This is a genomic window from Planomonospora parontospora (genome assembly GCA_014647935.1).
GTDB classification, from domain to species: Bacteria; Actinomycetota; Actinomycetes; order Streptosporangiales; family Streptosporangiaceae; genus Planomonospora; species Planomonospora parontospora.
Genome location: BMQD01000002.1, coordinates 109,307 through 125,258, shown reverse-complemented (window position 1 = coordinate 125,258; position 15,952 = coordinate 109,307). Strand labels below are relative to the sequence as shown.

Annotated in this window: 16 protein-coding genes and 1 pseudogene; 9 read left to right on the top strand and 8 right to left on the bottom strand. The window is 74.5% G+C overall.

The features are described from left to right. Positions 1–17: 17 nt before the first annotated feature. Complete coding sequence (locus tag IEZ07_RS03650) at positions 18–269, top strand: RNA-binding protein (protein WP_191893499.1); 252 nt, start codon at positions 18–20, stop codon at positions 267–269. Between the two features lie 19 nt (positions 270–288). Here IEZ07_RS03650 and IEZ07_RS03645 read toward each other — a convergent pair whose 3' ends face one another. From IEZ07_RS03645 to IEZ07_RS03635, 3 genes are read right to left on the bottom strand one after another with little or no spacing between them, the layout of a single operon-like run. Further along, positions 289–2,478 carry a WXG100-like domain-containing protein gene (locus IEZ07_RS03645; RefSeq protein WP_191893498.1) on the bottom strand — a complete coding sequence of 730 codons (2,190 nt, stop codon included), beginning with the start codon at positions 2,476–2,478 and terminating at the stop codon, positions 289–291. Between the two features lie 5 nt (positions 2,479–2,483). After that, a complete protein-coding gene (locus IEZ07_RS03640; RefSeq protein WP_191893497.1) occupies positions 2,484–2,798 on the bottom strand; it encodes a hypothetical protein in 315 nt (104 codons plus the stop codon). Next, the gene (locus IEZ07_RS03635; RefSeq protein WP_191893496.1) at positions 2,795–3,187 is read right to left on the bottom strand and encodes a YbaB/EbfC family nucleoid-associated protein; all 393 of its coding nucleotides are present in this window, start codon (positions 3,185–3,187) and stop codon (positions 2,795–2,797) included. Before IEZ07_RS03635 ends, IEZ07_RS03640 begins: the two co-directional genes overlap by 4 nt. 153 nt (positions 3,188–3,340) lie before the next feature. On the opposite strand from IEZ07_RS03635, the gene IEZ07_RS03630 reads away from it, so the two are divergent. From IEZ07_RS03630 to IEZ07_RS03620, 4 genes and pseudogenes are all read left to right on the top strand, one after another. Continuing rightward, positions 3,341–3,640, top strand: a complete 300-nt coding sequence (locus tag IEZ07_RS03630) for a hypothetical protein (RefSeq protein WP_068897656.1) — start codon at positions 3,341–3,343, stop codon at positions 3,638–3,640. Next, positions 3,637–3,903 (top strand): annotated as a pseudogene (locus IEZ07_RS36245) (WXG100 family type VII secretion target); the annotation flags it as partial. The gene IEZ07_RS03630 and the pseudogene IEZ07_RS36245, both read left to right, overlap by 4 nt. Positions 3,904–4,459: 556 nt before the next feature. Continuing rightward, positions 4,460–4,747: a transglycosylase SLT domain-containing protein gene (locus IEZ07_RS35420; RefSeq protein WP_204054262.1), complete on the top strand. Its 288-nt coding sequence runs from the start codon at positions 4,460–4,462 to the stop codon at positions 4,745–4,747. A gap of 151 nt (positions 4,748–4,898) precedes the next feature. Further along, on the top strand, positions 4,899–5,540 hold the full coding sequence (locus IEZ07_RS03620) for an MBL fold metallo-hydrolase (protein ID WP_191893495.1): 642 nt from the start codon (positions 4,899–4,901) through the stop codon (positions 5,538–5,540). A 100-nt stretch (positions 5,541–5,640) separates the two neighbouring features. Here the strand turns inward: IEZ07_RS03620 and mnmA are convergent, their stop codons facing one another. After that, entirely contained in the window at positions 5,641–6,717 is a 1,077-nt protein-coding gene (gene mnmA, locus IEZ07_RS03615) for a tRNA 2-thiouridine(34) synthase MnmA (RefSeq protein ID WP_191893494.1), read from the bottom strand. A 60-nt stretch (positions 6,718–6,777) separates the two neighbouring features. On the opposite strand from mnmA, the gene IEZ07_RS03610 reads away from it, so the two are divergent. Both IEZ07_RS03610 and IEZ07_RS03605 read left to right on the top strand, forming a co-directional pair. Beyond that, complete coding sequence (locus IEZ07_RS03610; RefSeq protein ID WP_191893493.1) at positions 6,778–7,824, top strand: DUF695 domain-containing protein; 1,047 nt, start codon at positions 6,778–6,780, stop codon at positions 7,822–7,824. Positions 7,825–8,040: 216 nt separating this feature from the next. After that, the gene (locus IEZ07_RS03605) at positions 8,041–9,162 is read left to right on the top strand and encodes a class I SAM-dependent methyltransferase (RefSeq protein WP_191893492.1); all 1,122 of its coding nucleotides are present in this window, start codon (positions 8,041–8,043) and stop codon (positions 9,160–9,162) included. 23 nt (positions 9,163–9,185) lie between these two features. Here IEZ07_RS03605 and IEZ07_RS03600 read toward each other — a convergent pair whose 3' ends face one another. After that, positions 9,186–10,349, bottom strand: coding sequence for a cysteine desulfurase family protein (locus IEZ07_RS03600; RefSeq protein ID WP_191893491.1), 1,164 nt, complete (start codon positions 10,347–10,349; stop codon positions 9,186–9,188). Between the two features lie 111 nt (positions 10,350–10,460). Between IEZ07_RS03600 and IEZ07_RS03595 the strand changes: the two genes are divergently transcribed. Beyond that, positions 10,461–10,967, top strand: coding sequence for a TetR/AcrR family transcriptional regulator (locus IEZ07_RS03595; protein ID WP_191893490.1), 507 nt, complete (start codon positions 10,461–10,463; stop codon positions 10,965–10,967). Between the two features lie 189 nt (positions 10,968–11,156). Further along, the gene (locus IEZ07_RS03590) at positions 11,157–12,356 is read left to right on the top strand and encodes an MFS transporter (protein WP_191893489.1); all 1,200 of its coding nucleotides are present in this window, start codon (positions 11,157–11,159) and stop codon (positions 12,354–12,356) included. Positions 12,357–12,419: 63 nt separating this feature from the next. Here IEZ07_RS03590 and IEZ07_RS03585 read toward each other — a convergent pair whose 3' ends face one another. The 3 genes from IEZ07_RS03585 to IEZ07_RS03575 form a co-directional block, all read right to left on the bottom strand. Next, the gene (locus tag IEZ07_RS03585; protein ID WP_191893488.1) at positions 12,420–13,373 is read right to left on the bottom strand and encodes an electron transfer flavoprotein subunit alpha/FixB family protein; all 954 of its coding nucleotides are present in this window, start codon (positions 13,371–13,373) and stop codon (positions 12,420–12,422) included. A 19-nt stretch (positions 13,374–13,392) separates the two neighbouring features. After that, the gene (locus IEZ07_RS03580; RefSeq protein WP_191893487.1) at positions 13,393–14,172 is read right to left on the bottom strand and encodes an electron transfer flavoprotein subunit beta/FixA family protein; all 780 of its coding nucleotides are present in this window, start codon (positions 14,170–14,172) and stop codon (positions 13,393–13,395) included. 309 nt (positions 14,173–14,481) lie between these two features. After that, complete coding sequence (locus IEZ07_RS03575) at positions 14,482–15,831, bottom strand: serine/threonine-protein kinase (RefSeq protein ID WP_191893486.1); 1,350 nt, start codon at positions 15,829–15,831, stop codon at positions 14,482–14,484. Between the last annotated feature and the right edge of the window lie 121 nt (positions 15,832–15,952).

The following is a 15,952-nucleotide window of genomic DNA, read 5'->3' as shown; positions in this document are numbered from 1 at the left end:
GCGGAAAGGAGGACATCGTGCTCCGCGACCCGAACATCTGCGACGCCTGTGCCCGCCTGCGGCTGCGCCGCAACCGCGAGGCCGCGACCTCGCTCGACCTGTGGATCCCGCACTGCGAGGCCTTCCCCGGCCGGGTGCCGGACGAGATCTTCCTCGGCGGTTTCGACCACCGCGCGGCGTATCCCGGTGACGGCGGCGTCCGCTTCGCGCCGCGCGAGGGCGCGGAGGACGCGCTCCGCCTCTACGAGGAGCGGATCGGCGCCGTCTGAGGCGGCCGCGCGGCGGTGCTCAGCCGTCCGCGCCGCCCGGCAGGTGGTGGGCCCTCAGCACGACGCCCAGGGCGATGGCCAGCGGGCGCGGCATGCCCGCCCCCATGTACTCGGCGAACGCCTCGGCGACCATCTCGTGCGGGTCGGCGGCGCCGTAGCGCGACAGCGCCCGCCCCACCTCCGCGGCAGTGTCCGGGTGGAACGGCATGTCCACCGCGAGCCGCCGCCCGGTCACCTCCCGGAACGCCTGCGCCAGCTGGCGCTCCGCGCTGTAGGGCAGATCCTGGAGCAGGTGGTGGCCGAACTCGTGGTACAGGACCGCGCCGAGGTCCTCGTAGCCGCGGGAGAGCCAGCCCACCCGCATCCGGTCGGCGTACAGCTCGGTGACGCGCCGCGGGTCGTCCAGCATCCCCGCGTTCAGGTAGATCCCCTGGTCGGGTCCCCTCAGCACGGAGTAGCCACCGCCGACGCCCCCCTCGAACCTGCCGAGCGGGTCCCGCGTGCTGATCTCGCCGAGCCCGGCCATCACCTCGGGGAAGCCGTCCGCGAGCCGCACCAGCGCGCGGTTGTACTCGCGGGCGATGTCGGGGTGCATGGGCGTGGAGGTGTAGTCGACCACCGGGGCCTCGTCACCGAACCTGTCGGCGAGGATCCGCTCCGCCTCCGCCTGGGCGTCGGCCAGCTCCCTGAGCTGCTCCGGGGAGAACTGCGCGTCCCCCGCACGCCCCTGCCCGCCGCCCGGGTCTCCACCCGGGTCGCCCACGACCGCGTCCCGGACGCCGGCGGCCTCCCGGGCGCCCGCCGCATCTCGAGCACCCGCCGCCTCCCGGGCACCGGCGGCGTCCCGGCCACCCGCCGTCTCCCGGCCCGGCCCGTCCGCCGACCGGTCCCCCCAGTTCAGCAACCTGTCGACGGCCGAACGCGGCGCGGTCCCGTCCTGTCCGCCGTGCCCGGCGCCGGAGCGTCCCTCCCCCGCGTGTCCCGCGCCGCCGTACCCGGTGCCGTCGCCGGGCCGCCCGGCGCCGGGTACGGCTCCGCCGTCGGGTGCGGCCTGCGCGAGTCGGGTCGCCGATCCGGCGCCCTCCGGAACACCGGAACCACCGGAACCACCACCGTCACGAGCACCGGAACCGCCGGAGCTGCCGGGGCTCCCGCCGTCACGAGCACCGGAGCCACCGGAACCGCCGGAACCACCACCGTCACGAGCACCGGGACCGCCGGAACCGCCGGTATCACCGGAAGCGTCCGAGCCCCGGGAGCCGCCCGGGCCTCCGGGACCGCCGAGGTCACCGGGACCGCCGTGATCACCGCTCCGCCACGAAGGGCTCGCGCCCGCCCAGTGCGCGTCCGCGCCCCCGAGCGCGCCCGCCGTGGTCCCCTTGAGCACCGTCTCCCAGTCGAAGTCGCCGCTCAACCCCAGCGAGACCGCCGTGGCCGCGCCGTTGGCCAGCGCCGACTGGCCCATCAGCCCCCACATCGACCGGCTCGACGCCGCCAGCAGTTTCTCCAGCGCCGACATCTCCGCCCGGGTCAGACCGGCCTGCAGCCCTCCGGTGGCCAGCCGCGACAGGCCGCCCGACAGCCCGGTCAGGAACGCTCCCGTCAGCGCACCCGTCCCGGCCGATGCCAGGACCTGGTCCCAGTCGATCGAGTCGCGCCGCGACTGGGACGCCTGCACGCCCAGGTCCAGCCCGGCCATGAGTCCCCCGAACAGCCCGATGTTGAGCAGCAGCCGCCGGGCGATCTGCCGGACCGTCATCCTGGCGATCTGCGCCCGCGCACCGACCAGCGTCAGCGACACCGCCCCCCACGGCCCGGCCGCCGCCGCCAGGAGCCAGGCGATCTGGAGGATCAGGAACCAGACCGACACCTCGATCATCCGCTTGGTGTACTCGACCTGCACCCCGACCCGGTTGAACTCCAGCGCCGCCGCCACCAGCCGGTCCACCAGGTCGGCCTGCCTGCCCCCCGAGACGCGCCGCACATGGTCGGCGAACGCCTTCAGCGCCTCGCCGTCCCAGTCGTCACCCGGCCGGACCGGCGCCCCCGAGCCGAGCGGCCCGCCCGAGGCCACCTTCAGCGCCGCCGCCGCGCACGCGTCCGCCAGCCGGAAACACGCCGACTCGTCCCCCTCCGGCCAGTCCGTGCCCACGACCCAGCCCACCCACGGTTTCGCCCAGTCCGGGACCAGGAAGCCGTCGAATCCCACGGGCCTCACTCACCGGGGGCGGTGCCGGCCTGCTCCGCGGCCCGGTAACCATCGGCGTTCGCGATCAGCCCCTTGCGCACGCCCTCCAGTTCGTCGATGTACGCCCGGAATCCACCGAAGACCGACTCCTTCAGCTTCGGCAGGTTCCGCTCCAGCTCCGCGCCGTACTGGTCGTCCCCGAGCGGCCGCCCCTCCCGGAGGAACACCTCCTCCAGGGCCGCGCACTCCGCGGCCATCCGGTCGCGCTCGTCGGCGAACGCCCGCGCCCGCCGGAGCAGCCCCGCCCGCTCCGCCTGGTAGCCCCCGGACCGCTCCGTCATCCGCGCTCCTCCACCCGGAGGTCGGCGGACCGGGGCAGGAAGGACGCGAGGTCCACCCCCTCGCCGAAGACCTCCTCGTACGGCAGGCCCTCCGGCACGAAGGGCGCCATCAGCTCCCGGGTCCCCTCCGCCACCTCGGCCGTCGCCGCGTCGATCTGCTCCATGATCGTCTGCGCCAGCTCCGACGGGGACAGTCTCCGGTAGGCCCGGGGATCGAACTCGATCTTCTGCACCCGGCCGCGCGGCCCCACCGTCACCGTGACCATGCGGTCGCGCGAGGAGGCGGTCGCCGACAACTCGCCGAGCCTGCCGTACACGTCCCGCAGCCGCTCCGCCTGCCGGTCGTACTCCGCGGCGAGCCCGTCCATCGCCGCCCGGAACTCGTCCATCAGCGGTGGCCCCCTCCCCCTGGTGTCACAGGCATGTCACCCATTATCGAGCCGAATACCGGAGTCGAGTAAAAAACGACCGATTCCCGGAAGATCCTTATCTACTATGCTCGATCGGGTCCGACTCCGTAGCGGCCGGAAGGAGACAGCCGGATGGCGGGTGTCGACCTCCACTACGAGGCGCTCGAACGGTGCCGCACTGCGGCCAGGACCCTGGCCGGGAAGTTCGCCGATCTCGGCGCCGGATATCCCGCCAAGGGGACCGACTCGTCCGTCTTCGGAAAACTCGCCGACTCCTCGGCGCTGGCCACCGCCGTCGACGGGGTCGAGACCGCGGTCGACGGCGAACTCGGGCGCGTCACGAGCAGGCTGAAGGGCGTCGAGCGCGCGCTGGACCTCGTGCAGGACAACGTCCGCGGCGCGAACCGGGCCGGCGGGGCGGCGGAAGCATGAGCCTCAGGGACCAGGTCGCCGGCCTGCCCGGCGGCGCCGAGCTGTCCGAGCTCGCGGGCAAGGTCGACGGCGACCCGGCCGCCGTCCGCGCCGTCGCCGCCCGCTGGCGGAGCGCGGCGGGCAAGGTGAGCGACCACACCGGCGGCCTCGGCGGCGCCGTCGCCGAGGTGGACGCCGCGTGGAAGGGCGAGTCCGCCGACGCCTTCGCCACCTACATGCGCCGCTACGGCCGCGCCGGCGACGCGCTGCACGACGCGCTGACCGACTGCGCGACCGCCCTCGACACGGCGGCCGCGGCCCTGGAGAGCGCCGAGACCAGGATCGGTTCCATCATGGGCACCCTCCTCGACGACGTGGCCGCCCACCGCGAGAGGAACCCCGGCAGGTCGGACAAGGACCTGGAGCCGGGCATCAGGTCGCTGGTCGGCCGGGCCGTCTCGGACGCCCGCCCGCACGTCGAGGCCGCCGGCAAGGCCGTGACCGCGGCGAAGGACGCGGTCACCAGGCACATGGCCGAGCGGCCCCTGACCTTCGCCGACATCGCGGCGGCGGGCGACGAGCGGTTCGTGCCCGCGCCGGACCGTCGACTGGGAGCGGACCGCGGGCTACCGGCCGCAGGACGGAGCCGGGAGCGGCGGGAACGGCGGCGGAGGGAACGGTGGCGGAGGGAACGGTGGCGGAGGGAACGGCGGCTTCGGCGGCTACGGATCGAGCGGTCCGCCCCCGCCCGGCGGCGGGCCCGCGCCGACCGGGCAGGTCAAGGAGTGGATCGAGCAGGCGATCGAGATCCTCAAGGCGCAGGGGTACCCCGCCGAGAAGATGAACCCCAGCGACATCTGGATGATCATCCAGCACGAGTCCGGCGGGAACCCGCACGCGATCAACAACTGGGACTCCAACGCGGCGGCGGGCATCCCGTCCAAGGGGCTGATGCAGACCATCGACCCGACCTTCGACCGCTGGTCCCTCCCCGGCCACAAGGACATCTACGATCCGGTGGACAACATCATCGCCGGGGTCCGGTACGCCATCGGGCGCTACGGCTCCGTCTCGGCGGTGCCCGGCGTGGTCGGCACGAAGAACGGCACCGGCTACGTCGGCTACTGACCCGGACCGGCCGCCCGTCCCCCGGCACCGGCGGGCTCCTCGCCCCCGGACCGGCTCCGCCGGCACCGATCCCGGCGGCGCCGTCCGCGGGCTCCCCGCCCCGGGCCGCCGGGCTCCCAGCCCTCCGACCGTCTCTCTATAGAGTGTGATGATGAAGCTCACGAAGTTCGGACATGCGTGCGTGCGCCTGGAGAAGAGTGATTCGGCGCTGGTGATCGACCCGGGTTCCTTCAGCGAGGAGTCCGCGCTCGACGGCGCCCGGGCCGTGCTCATCACCCACGAGCACTTCGACCACGTCGAGCCCGAGCGGCTGCGCCGCGCCGCCGAGGCCGACCCGTCCCTGGAGATCTGGACCTGCGAGGGCGTGGCCACCGCGCTGGCCGGAGTCCCGGCGGAGATCCACGTCGTGCGGGACGGCGACGCGTTCGACGCGGCCGGGTTCCGGGTGAAGGCGGTCGGCGAGTGGCACGCGCCGAACCACCCCGACCAGCCGATCGTGCAGAACGTCGGCTTCATGGTGGACGACGAGGTCTTCTACCCCGGCGACGCGCTCACCCCGCCGGGCGTCGAGGTGCCCACGCTGCTGGCGCCGACCAACGCGCCGTGGCTGAAGGGGTCGGAGCTGATCGCCTACCTGCGCGAGGTCCGTCCCGCCCGGGCCTTCTCCACCCACGACGGGCTGCTCAACGAGATCGGCCTGGGCATCGTCGACCGGTGGCTGGCGCTGGAGTCGGAGAAGCAGCAGGCCGACATGCGCCGTCTCAAGCCCGGCGAGTCGGTCACCCTGCTCTGAGACGGCGTCGGCCCTCGCGACGCCGAGGGGCCGCGGCGGACCGGCGCGGAGCCGGACCGCCGCTCAAACCGGTCAGGCCGTGCCGGTCAGGTCAGGCCGCTCAGGCCGCGGAGGCGATGGTGGCGGAGCCGATCACGGTGTCGCCGAGGTAGAGCACCGCGGCCTGGCCCGCCGCCACCCCCGTCGCCGGGGCGTCCAGCTCCAGGTGGAGCCGCTCCCCGTCGCCGGACACCTGCGCGCGGCAGCCGTACACCTCGCCGTGCGCGCGGAGCTGGACGATGCAGGCCAGCGGCTCGCGGGGCGCGTCGACCGGGCCGTTCCAGACCGGGCGGACGGCCTCGATGGCCCTGACCTCCAGGGACGAGCGCGGGCCGACCGTGACCGTGTTGGAGACCGGTTCGATGGACAGCACGTAGCGCGGCCTGCCGTCGGCGGCCGGGCGGTCGATGCGCAGGCCCTTGCGCTGGCCGACGGTGAAGCCGTAGGCGCCCTCGTGGCTGCCCACGACCTCGCCCGACTCGTCCACGATCGGGCCCTCGGCCGCGCCGAGGCGGTCGGCCAGGAAGCCCCGGGTGTCGCCGTCGGCGATGAAGCAGATGTCGTGGCTGTCGGGCTTGTCGGCCACCATGAGCCCGCGGCGCGCGGCCTCGGCGCGGACCTCGGTCTTGGTCGAGTCACCGAGCGGGAAGATCGCGTGGCCGAGCTGCTCGCGGGTGAGCACGCCGAGCACGTAGGACTGGTCCTTGCCCTCGTCGGGGCTGCGGTGCAGCACGCCGTCGACGATCCGGGCGTGGTGCCCGGTGGCCACGGCGTCGAAGCCCAGGGCGAGGGCCCGGTCGAGCACCGCCTCGAATTTGATCTTCTCGTTGCAGCGCAGGCACGGGTTGGGCGTGCGGCCGGCGGCGTACTCGCTGACGAAGTCCTCGACCACGTCCCGGTGGAACCGCTCGGCCATGTCCCAGATGTAGAAGGGGATGCCGATCACGTCGGCGGCCCGGCGGGCGTCGCGGGAGTCCTCGATCGTGCAGCACCCCCGGGCACCGGTCCGGTAGGACTGCGGGTTGGCCGAGAGCGCCAGGTGCACGCCCGTGACGTCGTGGCCCGCCTCGGCGATGCGAGCGGCGGCCACGGCTGAGTCGACGCCGCCCGACATGGCGGCAAGCACACGGAGAGCCATAACCCTCCTGAGCCTACCCGCGTTGGCAGGTGCCCCGTAGTGCTGGGAGAATCCGGGACCATGCGACTGTTCGGGCGCAAGAGCGAGCCCTCCGGCGAATCCGCCGACGGCGTCGCGGAGTTCTGGTCGTGGTGGGAGGGCGCGCGACCGGAGCTGGACGCGATGGTCGCCGCCGGGGAGGCCGACCGGCTGGCCGAGCGGATCGCGCCCGCGGTGCGGCTGGTCCACCCCTCCCTGGTGTGGGAGATCGCCCCCGGCCTGGCCGCCGACCAGGCGCTGGTGGTCACCTCCGCCGGAGACCCCGAGCTGCGTCCCGTCGCGCACCGTTGGGCCGCCGCCGCGCCGCCCGCCGACGCGCGGTGGGAGTTCCACCCGTCCCGGCAGGCCAACCCGGAGGCCATGACCCTCACCCTCGACGTGGGGGGCCACGGGTTCGGGCTGGACGGGCTCGTCCTCGGTCTGCGGGCCCCGCACGGCGCCCCCCGCGTCGACGTGGTCGCCCACCATCCGATCTTCGACCTCGTCGACGAGGAGACCCGGACCGAGGCGACGCTGCTCGCCCTCGACTGGCTGCTCGGCGAGGACGAGGTGGCCCGCTGGGTCGGGGACGTCTCCGCCTCCCGGTTCCCGCCGATCGACGCCGTGCCCGCGGTCCACCTGCCCGCGGTGGTGGCCGACCTGGCCTCCGGCTTCCGGGAGGAGCAGTGGGCGCTGCTGGAGGGCGAGACCATCGGCGGCGCCCGCCTGATCGCCACCGCCCGCTACCCGCTCCGCCCGGTCGACCACCCGCTGTTCGACCAGCACATCGCGATCACCCTGCCCTACCTGCACCGCGACGCCGACGGCCTGCCCACCGGGCCCTCCCTGGACGCGTTGCGCGACTTCGAGGAGCGCCTGGCCGGGCGGATCAGCCGCTTGAACGGCTCCGCCGTGCTCGCCGTGCACACCAGTGCCGAGGGACAGCGGGTGCTGCACGTCTACGCCGACCCGGCGGGGGAGGCGGCGATCCACGCCAAGGAGCTCGTGGTGAGCTGGGAGGAGGGCCGCCCCCGGGTGGACGTCGTCACCGATCCCGGCTGGATCGCCGTCTCCCCGTTCCTGAGCTGAGCACGCCCGCGCGGAGCCGTTCCGGCGAACTCGGCGGGCCGATCGGACGACGCACCGGCGGCACGAGGCACCGGCCGGGCCGGTGCCGGGCGGTCGCCATCGCCGTCGCCGTCGCCTGGCCGAATCCGTACCGCGTTATGCGCATTCCTGCATACCGCCGCGCGCCCGTACCGGAAATCCTGGTGGCACACCGTCGTCCACCAGGAAGGATCGGCCATGACCGCGCCGGACACCGCCCCCTCCCCGCAGCCGGGGACCGACCGCGGGGAGCTGCTCGCCGAGCGGTTGTTCGACGGCGCCGTCGGCGCCCTGGAGCTCTTCTCGGTCTACCTCGGCACCGAGCTCGGCCTCTACCGGGCCCTCGAACGGCACGGCCCGCTGACCCCGGCCGGACTGGCCGAGCGGGCCGGGATCGCGCCGCGCTACGCGCGTGAGTGGCTGGAGCAGCAGGCCGTCGCCGGCCTGCTGGAGGCCGCCGGCGAGGAGTCCGCCGGCGAGCGCCGCTACCGGCTGGACCCGGCGCACGCCCGGGTGCTGCTGCACGCCGACGATCCCGCGCACGTCGCGCCGTTCGCCCACCTCCTCGCCGGGATCGGCGGTGTCCTGCCCCGGGTGGCCGAGGCCTACCGCACCGGCGGGGGCGTGCCGTACGAGGCGTACGGCCGGGCGTTCCGGCACGGCCAGGGGCACATCAACCGGCCGGCCTTCACCCACGAGCTGCCCACCGCCTGGCTGGCCGCCCTGCCCGACGTGGTCGCGCGGCTGGAGGCGGACCCGGGGACGGGCCCGCGGCCGCGCGTCGCCGACGTGGGGTGCGGGCAGGGCTGGGCGGTCCTCGCGCTCGCCCGCGCCTTCCCGCACGCCCTGGTGGAGGGCGTCGACCTGGACGCGGCCTCGATCGCCGACGCGCGCGACCACGCCGCGCGGGCCGGCCTCCGCGACCGCGTCCGCCTGACGTGCGGCGACGCGGCCTCGATGGCCGCCTCGGGCCCCTACGACCTGGTGCTCGTCCTGGAGGCGCTGCACGACTTCGCCCGGCCGGTGGAGGCGCTGCGGGCCGTCCGCGCCGCCCTCGCCCCCGGCGGCGCGGTGCTGGTCGCCGACGAGCGGGTGGCCGACCGGTTCACCGCGCCCGGCGACGGGGTCGAGCGGATGATGTACGGCTGGAGCGTCACGCACTGCCTGCCCACCCAGCTGGTCGAGCGGCCCTCGGCGGCCACCGGCACGGTGCTGCGCGCCGACGTCCTGCGCGGGTACGCGGCCGAGGCCGGTTTCCGGCGGTGCACCGTGCTGCCGGTCGACAACGACTTCCTCCGCCTGTACCGGCTCGACGGCTGACCGGGCCGGACCCGGGGGCCGGGTCAGGTCAGGCCGGCGCGGCGGGCGCGCTCCACGACCGTGCCGATGACGTCGGCGACGCGGTCGACGTCGGCCCCGGTCGAGGTGTGGCCGAGGGAGAAGCGCAGGGAGCCCCGGGCTCTGATCCCGTCCGCGCCCATGGCGAGCAGCACGTGGGAGGGCTGGGCGACCCCGGCCGAGCAGGCGGAGCCGGTGGAGCACTCCACGCCCTTGGCGTCCAGCAGCATGAGCAGGGCGTCGCCCTCGCAGCCGGGGAAGGAGAAGTGCGCGTTGCCGGGCAGGCGGTTCACCGGGTCGCCGTTGAGGATCACGTCGGGGACCGCCTGCCGTACGCGGCGGATGAGGTCGTCGCGGAGCTCCGTCAGCCGGGCGGCGGTCTCGGCCCGGTGGGCGACCGCGGCCCGCACGGCCGCCGCGAGCCCGGCGATCGCCGGGGCGTCGAGGGTGCCCGAGCGCACGTCGCGCTCCTGGCCGCCGCCGTGCAGCACCGGCACCGGCTCGACCCCGCGGGCCAGCAGCAGCGCGCCGACGCCCATCGGGCCGCCGATCTTGTGTCCCGAGAGCGTCAGCGCGTCCACCCCGGAGTCCGCGAAGACCACCGGGAGCTGGCCGACGGCCTGGACCGCGTCGGTGTGGAACGGGATGCCGTGGTCCCGGGCGATCGCGGCGAGCACCCGGACGGGCTGGACGGTGCCGACCTCGTTGTTGGCCCACATCACGCTCACCAGGGCGACGCCGTCCGGGTCGCGCTCGATGGCGTCGCGCAGCGTCTGCGGGTGGACCCGGCCGAACTCGTCGACGTCGAGCAGTTCGACGGTGGCGCCCTGGTGGTCGGCCAGCCAGTGCGCGGGGTCGAGCGCGGCGTGGTGCTCGACCGCGCTGACCAGGATGCGGGTCGCCCCGGCCGCCCGCCGCGACCAGTAGAGACCCTTGATCGCCAGGTTGTCGGCCTCGGTGCCCCCCGCGGTGAAGACGACCTCGCTGGGCCGGGCGCCGAGGGCGTCCGCGATGGACTCGCGTGCCTCCTCCACCACCCGGCGGACGCGGCGGCCCGCCGCGTGCAGCGAGGAGGCGTTGCCCACCTGGCCGAGCCGGGCGGTCATCGCCTCGATCGCCTCGGGAAGCATCGGCGTGGTCGCCGCATGGTCGAGATAGGCGGACTCCACAGCCGCACTCCCCTCCGCAACTCTTTTTCAGCCCTCCAAGCGTATCCGCGACCGTGAGGGGCGGTCCCCCCGAGCTTGCCGCTGTACCGTCCGGACGGTACAGTGCTCGGCATGAGACGCGAGGAGCTGCTGGACGCGGCCGAGGGCCTGCTGTCCGACCAGGGCTCCTCCGCGCTCACCCTGGCGGCCGTCGCCGAGCGCGCCGGCTGCAGCAAGGGCGGCCTGCTCTATCACTTCGCCACCAAGGAAGCCCTGATCAAGGGCATGGTCGAGCGACTGATCGAGGAGTTCGACGAACTCGTCGCCGCCCAGGGCCACGACACCTACACCAAGAACTACCTGGCCGCCACGTTCGCCGCCGTCCAGAGCGGCAGGCTCCGCCGCTGGGCGGTGGTCACCGGGGCCTCCGGCAACCTCTATCTCCTCACCCCGCTGCGCGAGGCGATGGCCCGCTGGCACCGCGAGGGGCTGGAGAGCGAGCCCGACCCGGTGGCCGCGCGGATCGTGCGCCTCGCCTGCGAAGGCGTGTGGGACGTGGCCAGCCACGACCCCGGGCTCTACGACGGGCGGCACTACGCCGAGCTGGAACGGCGGCTGCTGGACCTGCTCGGCGGCTGACCGCGCCCCGCCACCGGCCTCGCCGGCCCGGCGGGCTCGTGTCCCCCGGGCCCCGGTCTCCGGCCCGCTCCCGTCCGCGACGGGCCCCGCGCACACGGATTGGTGGTCGCTCCCGCACGCGGCGGAAGCGACCGGCTTGTGTCTGCCCGATAGCCGTCACCTGCAAACCTCTTATGAAGGGATCGAGTCATGACCCGCGACCTGAGGAGGGCCCGTAACGGGGCAATCCTCACTTTCGTCCTCGGCGGCCTGCTGTGTGGATCGATGACCGTGCGTCTGCCCGCGCTGTCCGACAAACTCGGCCTGTCCGAGACGTCGATCGGCGTCACCCTGCTCGTGTGGGGCCTGGGCGCGCTGGTGACCATGCAGTCGATGCGCGGCGTGATGACGCGCGTCGGCAGCCGGAGCGTCCTGCGGGTCGGCGCTCCCCTCTGCGCCGCGGCCCTGGTCCTGCTGGCGTTCGCGCCGACCTTCCCGCTGCTGCTGGCCGCCGCCGGGCTGTTCGGCCTGGCGTTCGGCGCGGTGGACGTCGCGATGAACGCGCAGGGCTCGACCGTCGAGCGCGCCCACGGCCGCCCGCTGATGAACGGCATGCACGCCGGCTGGTGCGTCGGCGCGATCGCCGCCGGCGTGGTCGGCACCGCGGCCATCGCGGCGGGCCTGTCGGTCACCGCCCACCTGGTCCTGGTCGCACTGGCCGCGCTGCCCGTGCTGGTCGCCGTCAGCCGCTCCTACCTGCCCGACCCCGCCCCGGAACCGGCCGCCCGCGACGGGGCCCGGCACCGCATGCCCCCGGTGGTCTACCTGCTCGGCGTGATCGCGTTCTGCGCCTTCATGGTCGAGGGCACGATCGCCGACTGGAACGGCCTGTACCTGCGCGACACGCTGGGCGCCCCGGAGGCCGTCGCCGCCCTCGGCTACCCGGTCTTCGAGGTCGGCATGCTGCTGGCCCGCCTCGCCGGCGACCGCGTCCGGGCCAGGTTCGGCGCCCGGAACATGATCGTCCTCTCCGGGCTGGCCACCGCCGCCACCTTCGCCGTGGTCATCACGGTCCCCTCGGCGCCGGTCGCCGTCGCGGCCATGTTCCTCGTCGGCCTCGCGGTGGTGACGGTCTCCCCGGTGGCCATGTCCATGGCCGGCGAGGCGACCCGCAACCCGGGCCCCGCCATCGCCCAGACGGGCGCGATGGGCTACGCCGGCCTGCTGCTCGGCCCGGTGGCCATCGGTTTCCTGTCGGATCTGTCGTCACTGCGGACCGCGCTCGGCGGCGCCGTCGCGCTCGGCGTCCTGATCGCCGTGGCCGCCCGGTTCCTGCCCCGGACCGGCGCGGGTACGGCCTCCGCCGCCCCGGCCCGCTCCCCCGAGCCCGAGCTCACCCTGGCCGGCTGACATACGAAGGAGGGGCGGGGAGCATGTGCTCCCCGCCCCTCGCCTCCGTCCGCGTGCGATCGCCTACTTGCGCTTGGCGATCTCTTCGGTCAGCTGCGGGACGACCTGGTTGAGGTCGCCCACCACGCCGAAGTCGGCGAGCTCGAAGATCGGCGCCTCGGGGTCCTTGTTGACGGCGACGATCGTCTTGGCGGTCTGCATGCCGGCCCGGTGCTGGATGGCCCCGGAGATGCCCGCCGCGATGTAGAGCTGCGGCGAGACCGTCTTGCCGGTCTGGCCGACCTGGAACTGGTGCGGGTACCAGCCGGCGTCGGTGGCGGCGCGGGAGGCGCCGACGGCCGCGCCGAGCGAGTCGGCCAGCTTCTCGATGAGCGAGAAGTTCTCGGCCGAGCCCACGCCCCGGCCACCGGAGACCACGATCGCGGCCTCGGTGAGCTCCGGACGGGCGCCCTTCTCCTCCTTGACCCGCTCCACGACCCTGGCGGCCTTGGACGCCTCGGAGACGGCCACGCTGACCTGCTCCTCGGCGCCCGCGCCCGCGGCGGCCTCGACCGGGCTCGCGTTCGGGCGGACCGCGATGATCGGCAGGCCCTTGGTGACGCGCGCGCGGACGTTGACGCCGCCGCCGAAGATGGACTGGTCGGCGACCAGGCCCTCCTCGATGCCGACGACGTCGGTCAGCACGCCGGAGTCGGTCCGTACGGCGAGCCGGCCGGCGATCTCCTTCGCCTCGGCCGTGGCGGCGACGAGCACCGCGGCCGGGGAGGCCGAGGAGACGAGCTGGGCCAGCAGGTCCACCTTCGGCGCCACCACGTAGTCGGTGATGTCCGCGGAGTCGGCGACGTAGATCTTCTCGGCGCCGTGCTCGGCCAGCTTGGCCTTGGCCTCGGCGGAGTAGCCCGGCCCGGTCCAGACGGCCGACGGGGCGCCCAGCTTGCGGGCGAGCGTCAGCAGCTCGAGCGTGACCTTCTTGATCTGGCCTTCGACGTGCTCGACGAGAACGAGAACTTCGGACATGTCAGCTATTCCCCCGTCCTCAGACGAACTTCTTCGACGCGAGGAACTCGGCGGCCTTCACGCCGCCGTCGCCCTCGTCCTTGACGATCGTGCCGGCCGCGCGCGGCGGGGCCGCGGCGAAGTCGACGACCTCGCTCCAGGAGTTGGCCAGGCCGACCTGGGAGGCGTCGATCCCGGCGTCGGCGACGCCGAGCTTCTCGACCGGCTTCTTCTTGGCCGCCATGATGCCCTTGAAGGACGGGTAACGCGGCTCGTTGATCTTCTCCACCACGGAGACGACGGCGGGCAGCGTGGCCTCGACCTTGTCGTAGCCGTAGTCGGTGACGCGCTGGACCGCGATGGACGACCCGTCGACCTCGACCTTCTTGGCGAAGGTGAGCTGCGGCACGCCCAGGCGCTCGGCCAGCATGGCGGCGAGCACGCCGGTGCGGGCGTCGGTGGACTCCGAGCCGAGGATGACCAGGTCGAACCCGATCTTCTTCAGCGCCTGGGCCATGGCGTGGGAGGTGCCCAGCGCGTCCGAGCCGTGCAGGGCGTCGTCGACCAGGTGGACGGCCTTGTCGGCGCCCATGGCCAGGGCCTTGCGGATGGTGTCGCTGGCCTTGTCGGGACCCATGGTGAGGACGGTCACCTCACCGCCGTGGGCCTCCTTCAGCAGCAGCGCCTCCTCGACCGCGTACTCACACAGCTCGTTGATGACGCCGTCGGCGGCATCGCGGTCGAGCGTCTTGTCATCGGACCTCAGCTTGCGCTCGGTCGCCGTGTCGGGGACCTGCTTCACGCAGACGACGATGTTCATGGCCGGTGGCCGACCTCCCGTGTTCGCGTGCGCCGCCGCGTCGCCGCGGCTGACGCCGGATGCTCGGTACGCGCACGCGGGGCACGTGCACGCGGATGCCAAGACTGCCAGGTGCCCGAGGGCGTCGTGACAGCGGGTGGCCCGGCCGGGACGTGCCCGATCCTGGTCCCCCGCCCTCATGTTACCCATCGGTAGCTTAGGCGCAAACCGCCGCCCCGTACGGCTTCCGCCGCCCGGTGGGCTCCTACCCGGCGAGTCACCCCCTCCACCATACCGAACTATGTTCCGGAAGCGGCGGACGGGCGGGGATCAGCTGCTCAGCAGGATGACGACCAGCACGAGGACCACGGTGCCCAGCGCCAGGCCCAGGCTGAGCGGGCTGAAGAACGCCGCCAGGACGGCCCAGAGCAGGACGACCCCGGCGGCGCAGGACAGGTCGAGGACCGCCCGGCCGCGGTTCCGCCGGGCGAACAGGGCCACTCCCCCGTCGACGAGCATCACCGAGCCGTAGACCGTCAGCAGCAGCAGCGAGACCTCGGGCAGCGGGCTCTTGGCCGTGGCCGCCGCCAGCGCCGTGAACAGACCGGTCCCGACGGCCCAGCGCCGGTGGAGCACGGCCCGGCGACGCTCCCGGGCCTCCGGCGGGAAGGCCGCGGACCGAACGCGGCGGCCCGGGCGCCACTCCCGTGTGCTGAGGCCCTGCACCCCGGTGGCGGGGGCCCCGCGGACCGCCGCCTCCGGCGCGCCGCCGGAGGGCGCCGGCGGGCGGGCACCGGCCTCCGGGTGCGCCGACGGGCGGGCGCCGGACTCCGAGGCCACCAGCGGCCGGGGACCGGGTTCTGCGGCCACCAGTGGGCGGGCACCGGGCTCCGGGGCCGCCAGGCGGAGCGGCAGCAGGCTCGCGGGCGGCCGGTCGGCCGGGTCGCGGGCCAGGCACTCCCGCAGCAGCGGCTCCAGCCAGGACGGCACGTCGCCGAGGTCGGGATCGTGGTGCACGACCCGGTAGCCGACCGCCGAGGCCGGGCCGGTGCCGTACGGGTGGCGGCCGGTCGCCGCGTAGGCCAGCGTGGCCGCGAACGAGAAGACGTCGGCCTCCGGCCCCGCCCCGCCACCCTCCAGGACCTCCGGCGCGAGGTAGCCCGGCGTGCCGAGGACCGCCCCGGAGGCGGTGACCGCGGCGGAGTCGAGCAGGCACGCGATGCCGAAGTCGATCACGACCGGCTCGCCGCCCTCGCAGATGACGTTGGCCGGCTTCAGGTCGCGGTGGACCACCCCCGAGGCGTGGATCGCGGCCAGCGCCTCGGCCAGGCCGCGCGCCAGCCGTACGAGATCGTCCCCGGCGACCGGGCCGGCGGCGGCGACCACCGCGTCGAGCGGGCGGCCCTGGACGTAGCGGGTGGCCAGGTAGGGGCGGTCGCCGTCCAGCGAGGCGCCGAGGAGCTCGGCGACGTGCGGGCTGCGCACCCGGCGCATGGCCTCCACCTCGCGGGCCAGCCGGGCCAGGGCCGTGCCGTCGGCCGCCACGTGCGGATGCAGGACCTTGACCGCCGCCGTGCGCCCTCCGGGGTCCAGCGCGAGGTGGACCTCCCCGAAGCCTCCCGCCCCCAGCGGCGAGAGCAGTCGGTACGGCCCGCAGTGCCCGTCGTCCGGCGCTCCCATGCGACTCCCTCCGGCGGCTCCCCTTCATCGTCCCCCAGCGATCGCGGGATCGCACGGGGCGCGGGCAAGAAACCCCCCATCTCCGGACACCGAACCCGGGCCGAACGACACCCGCCCGCCG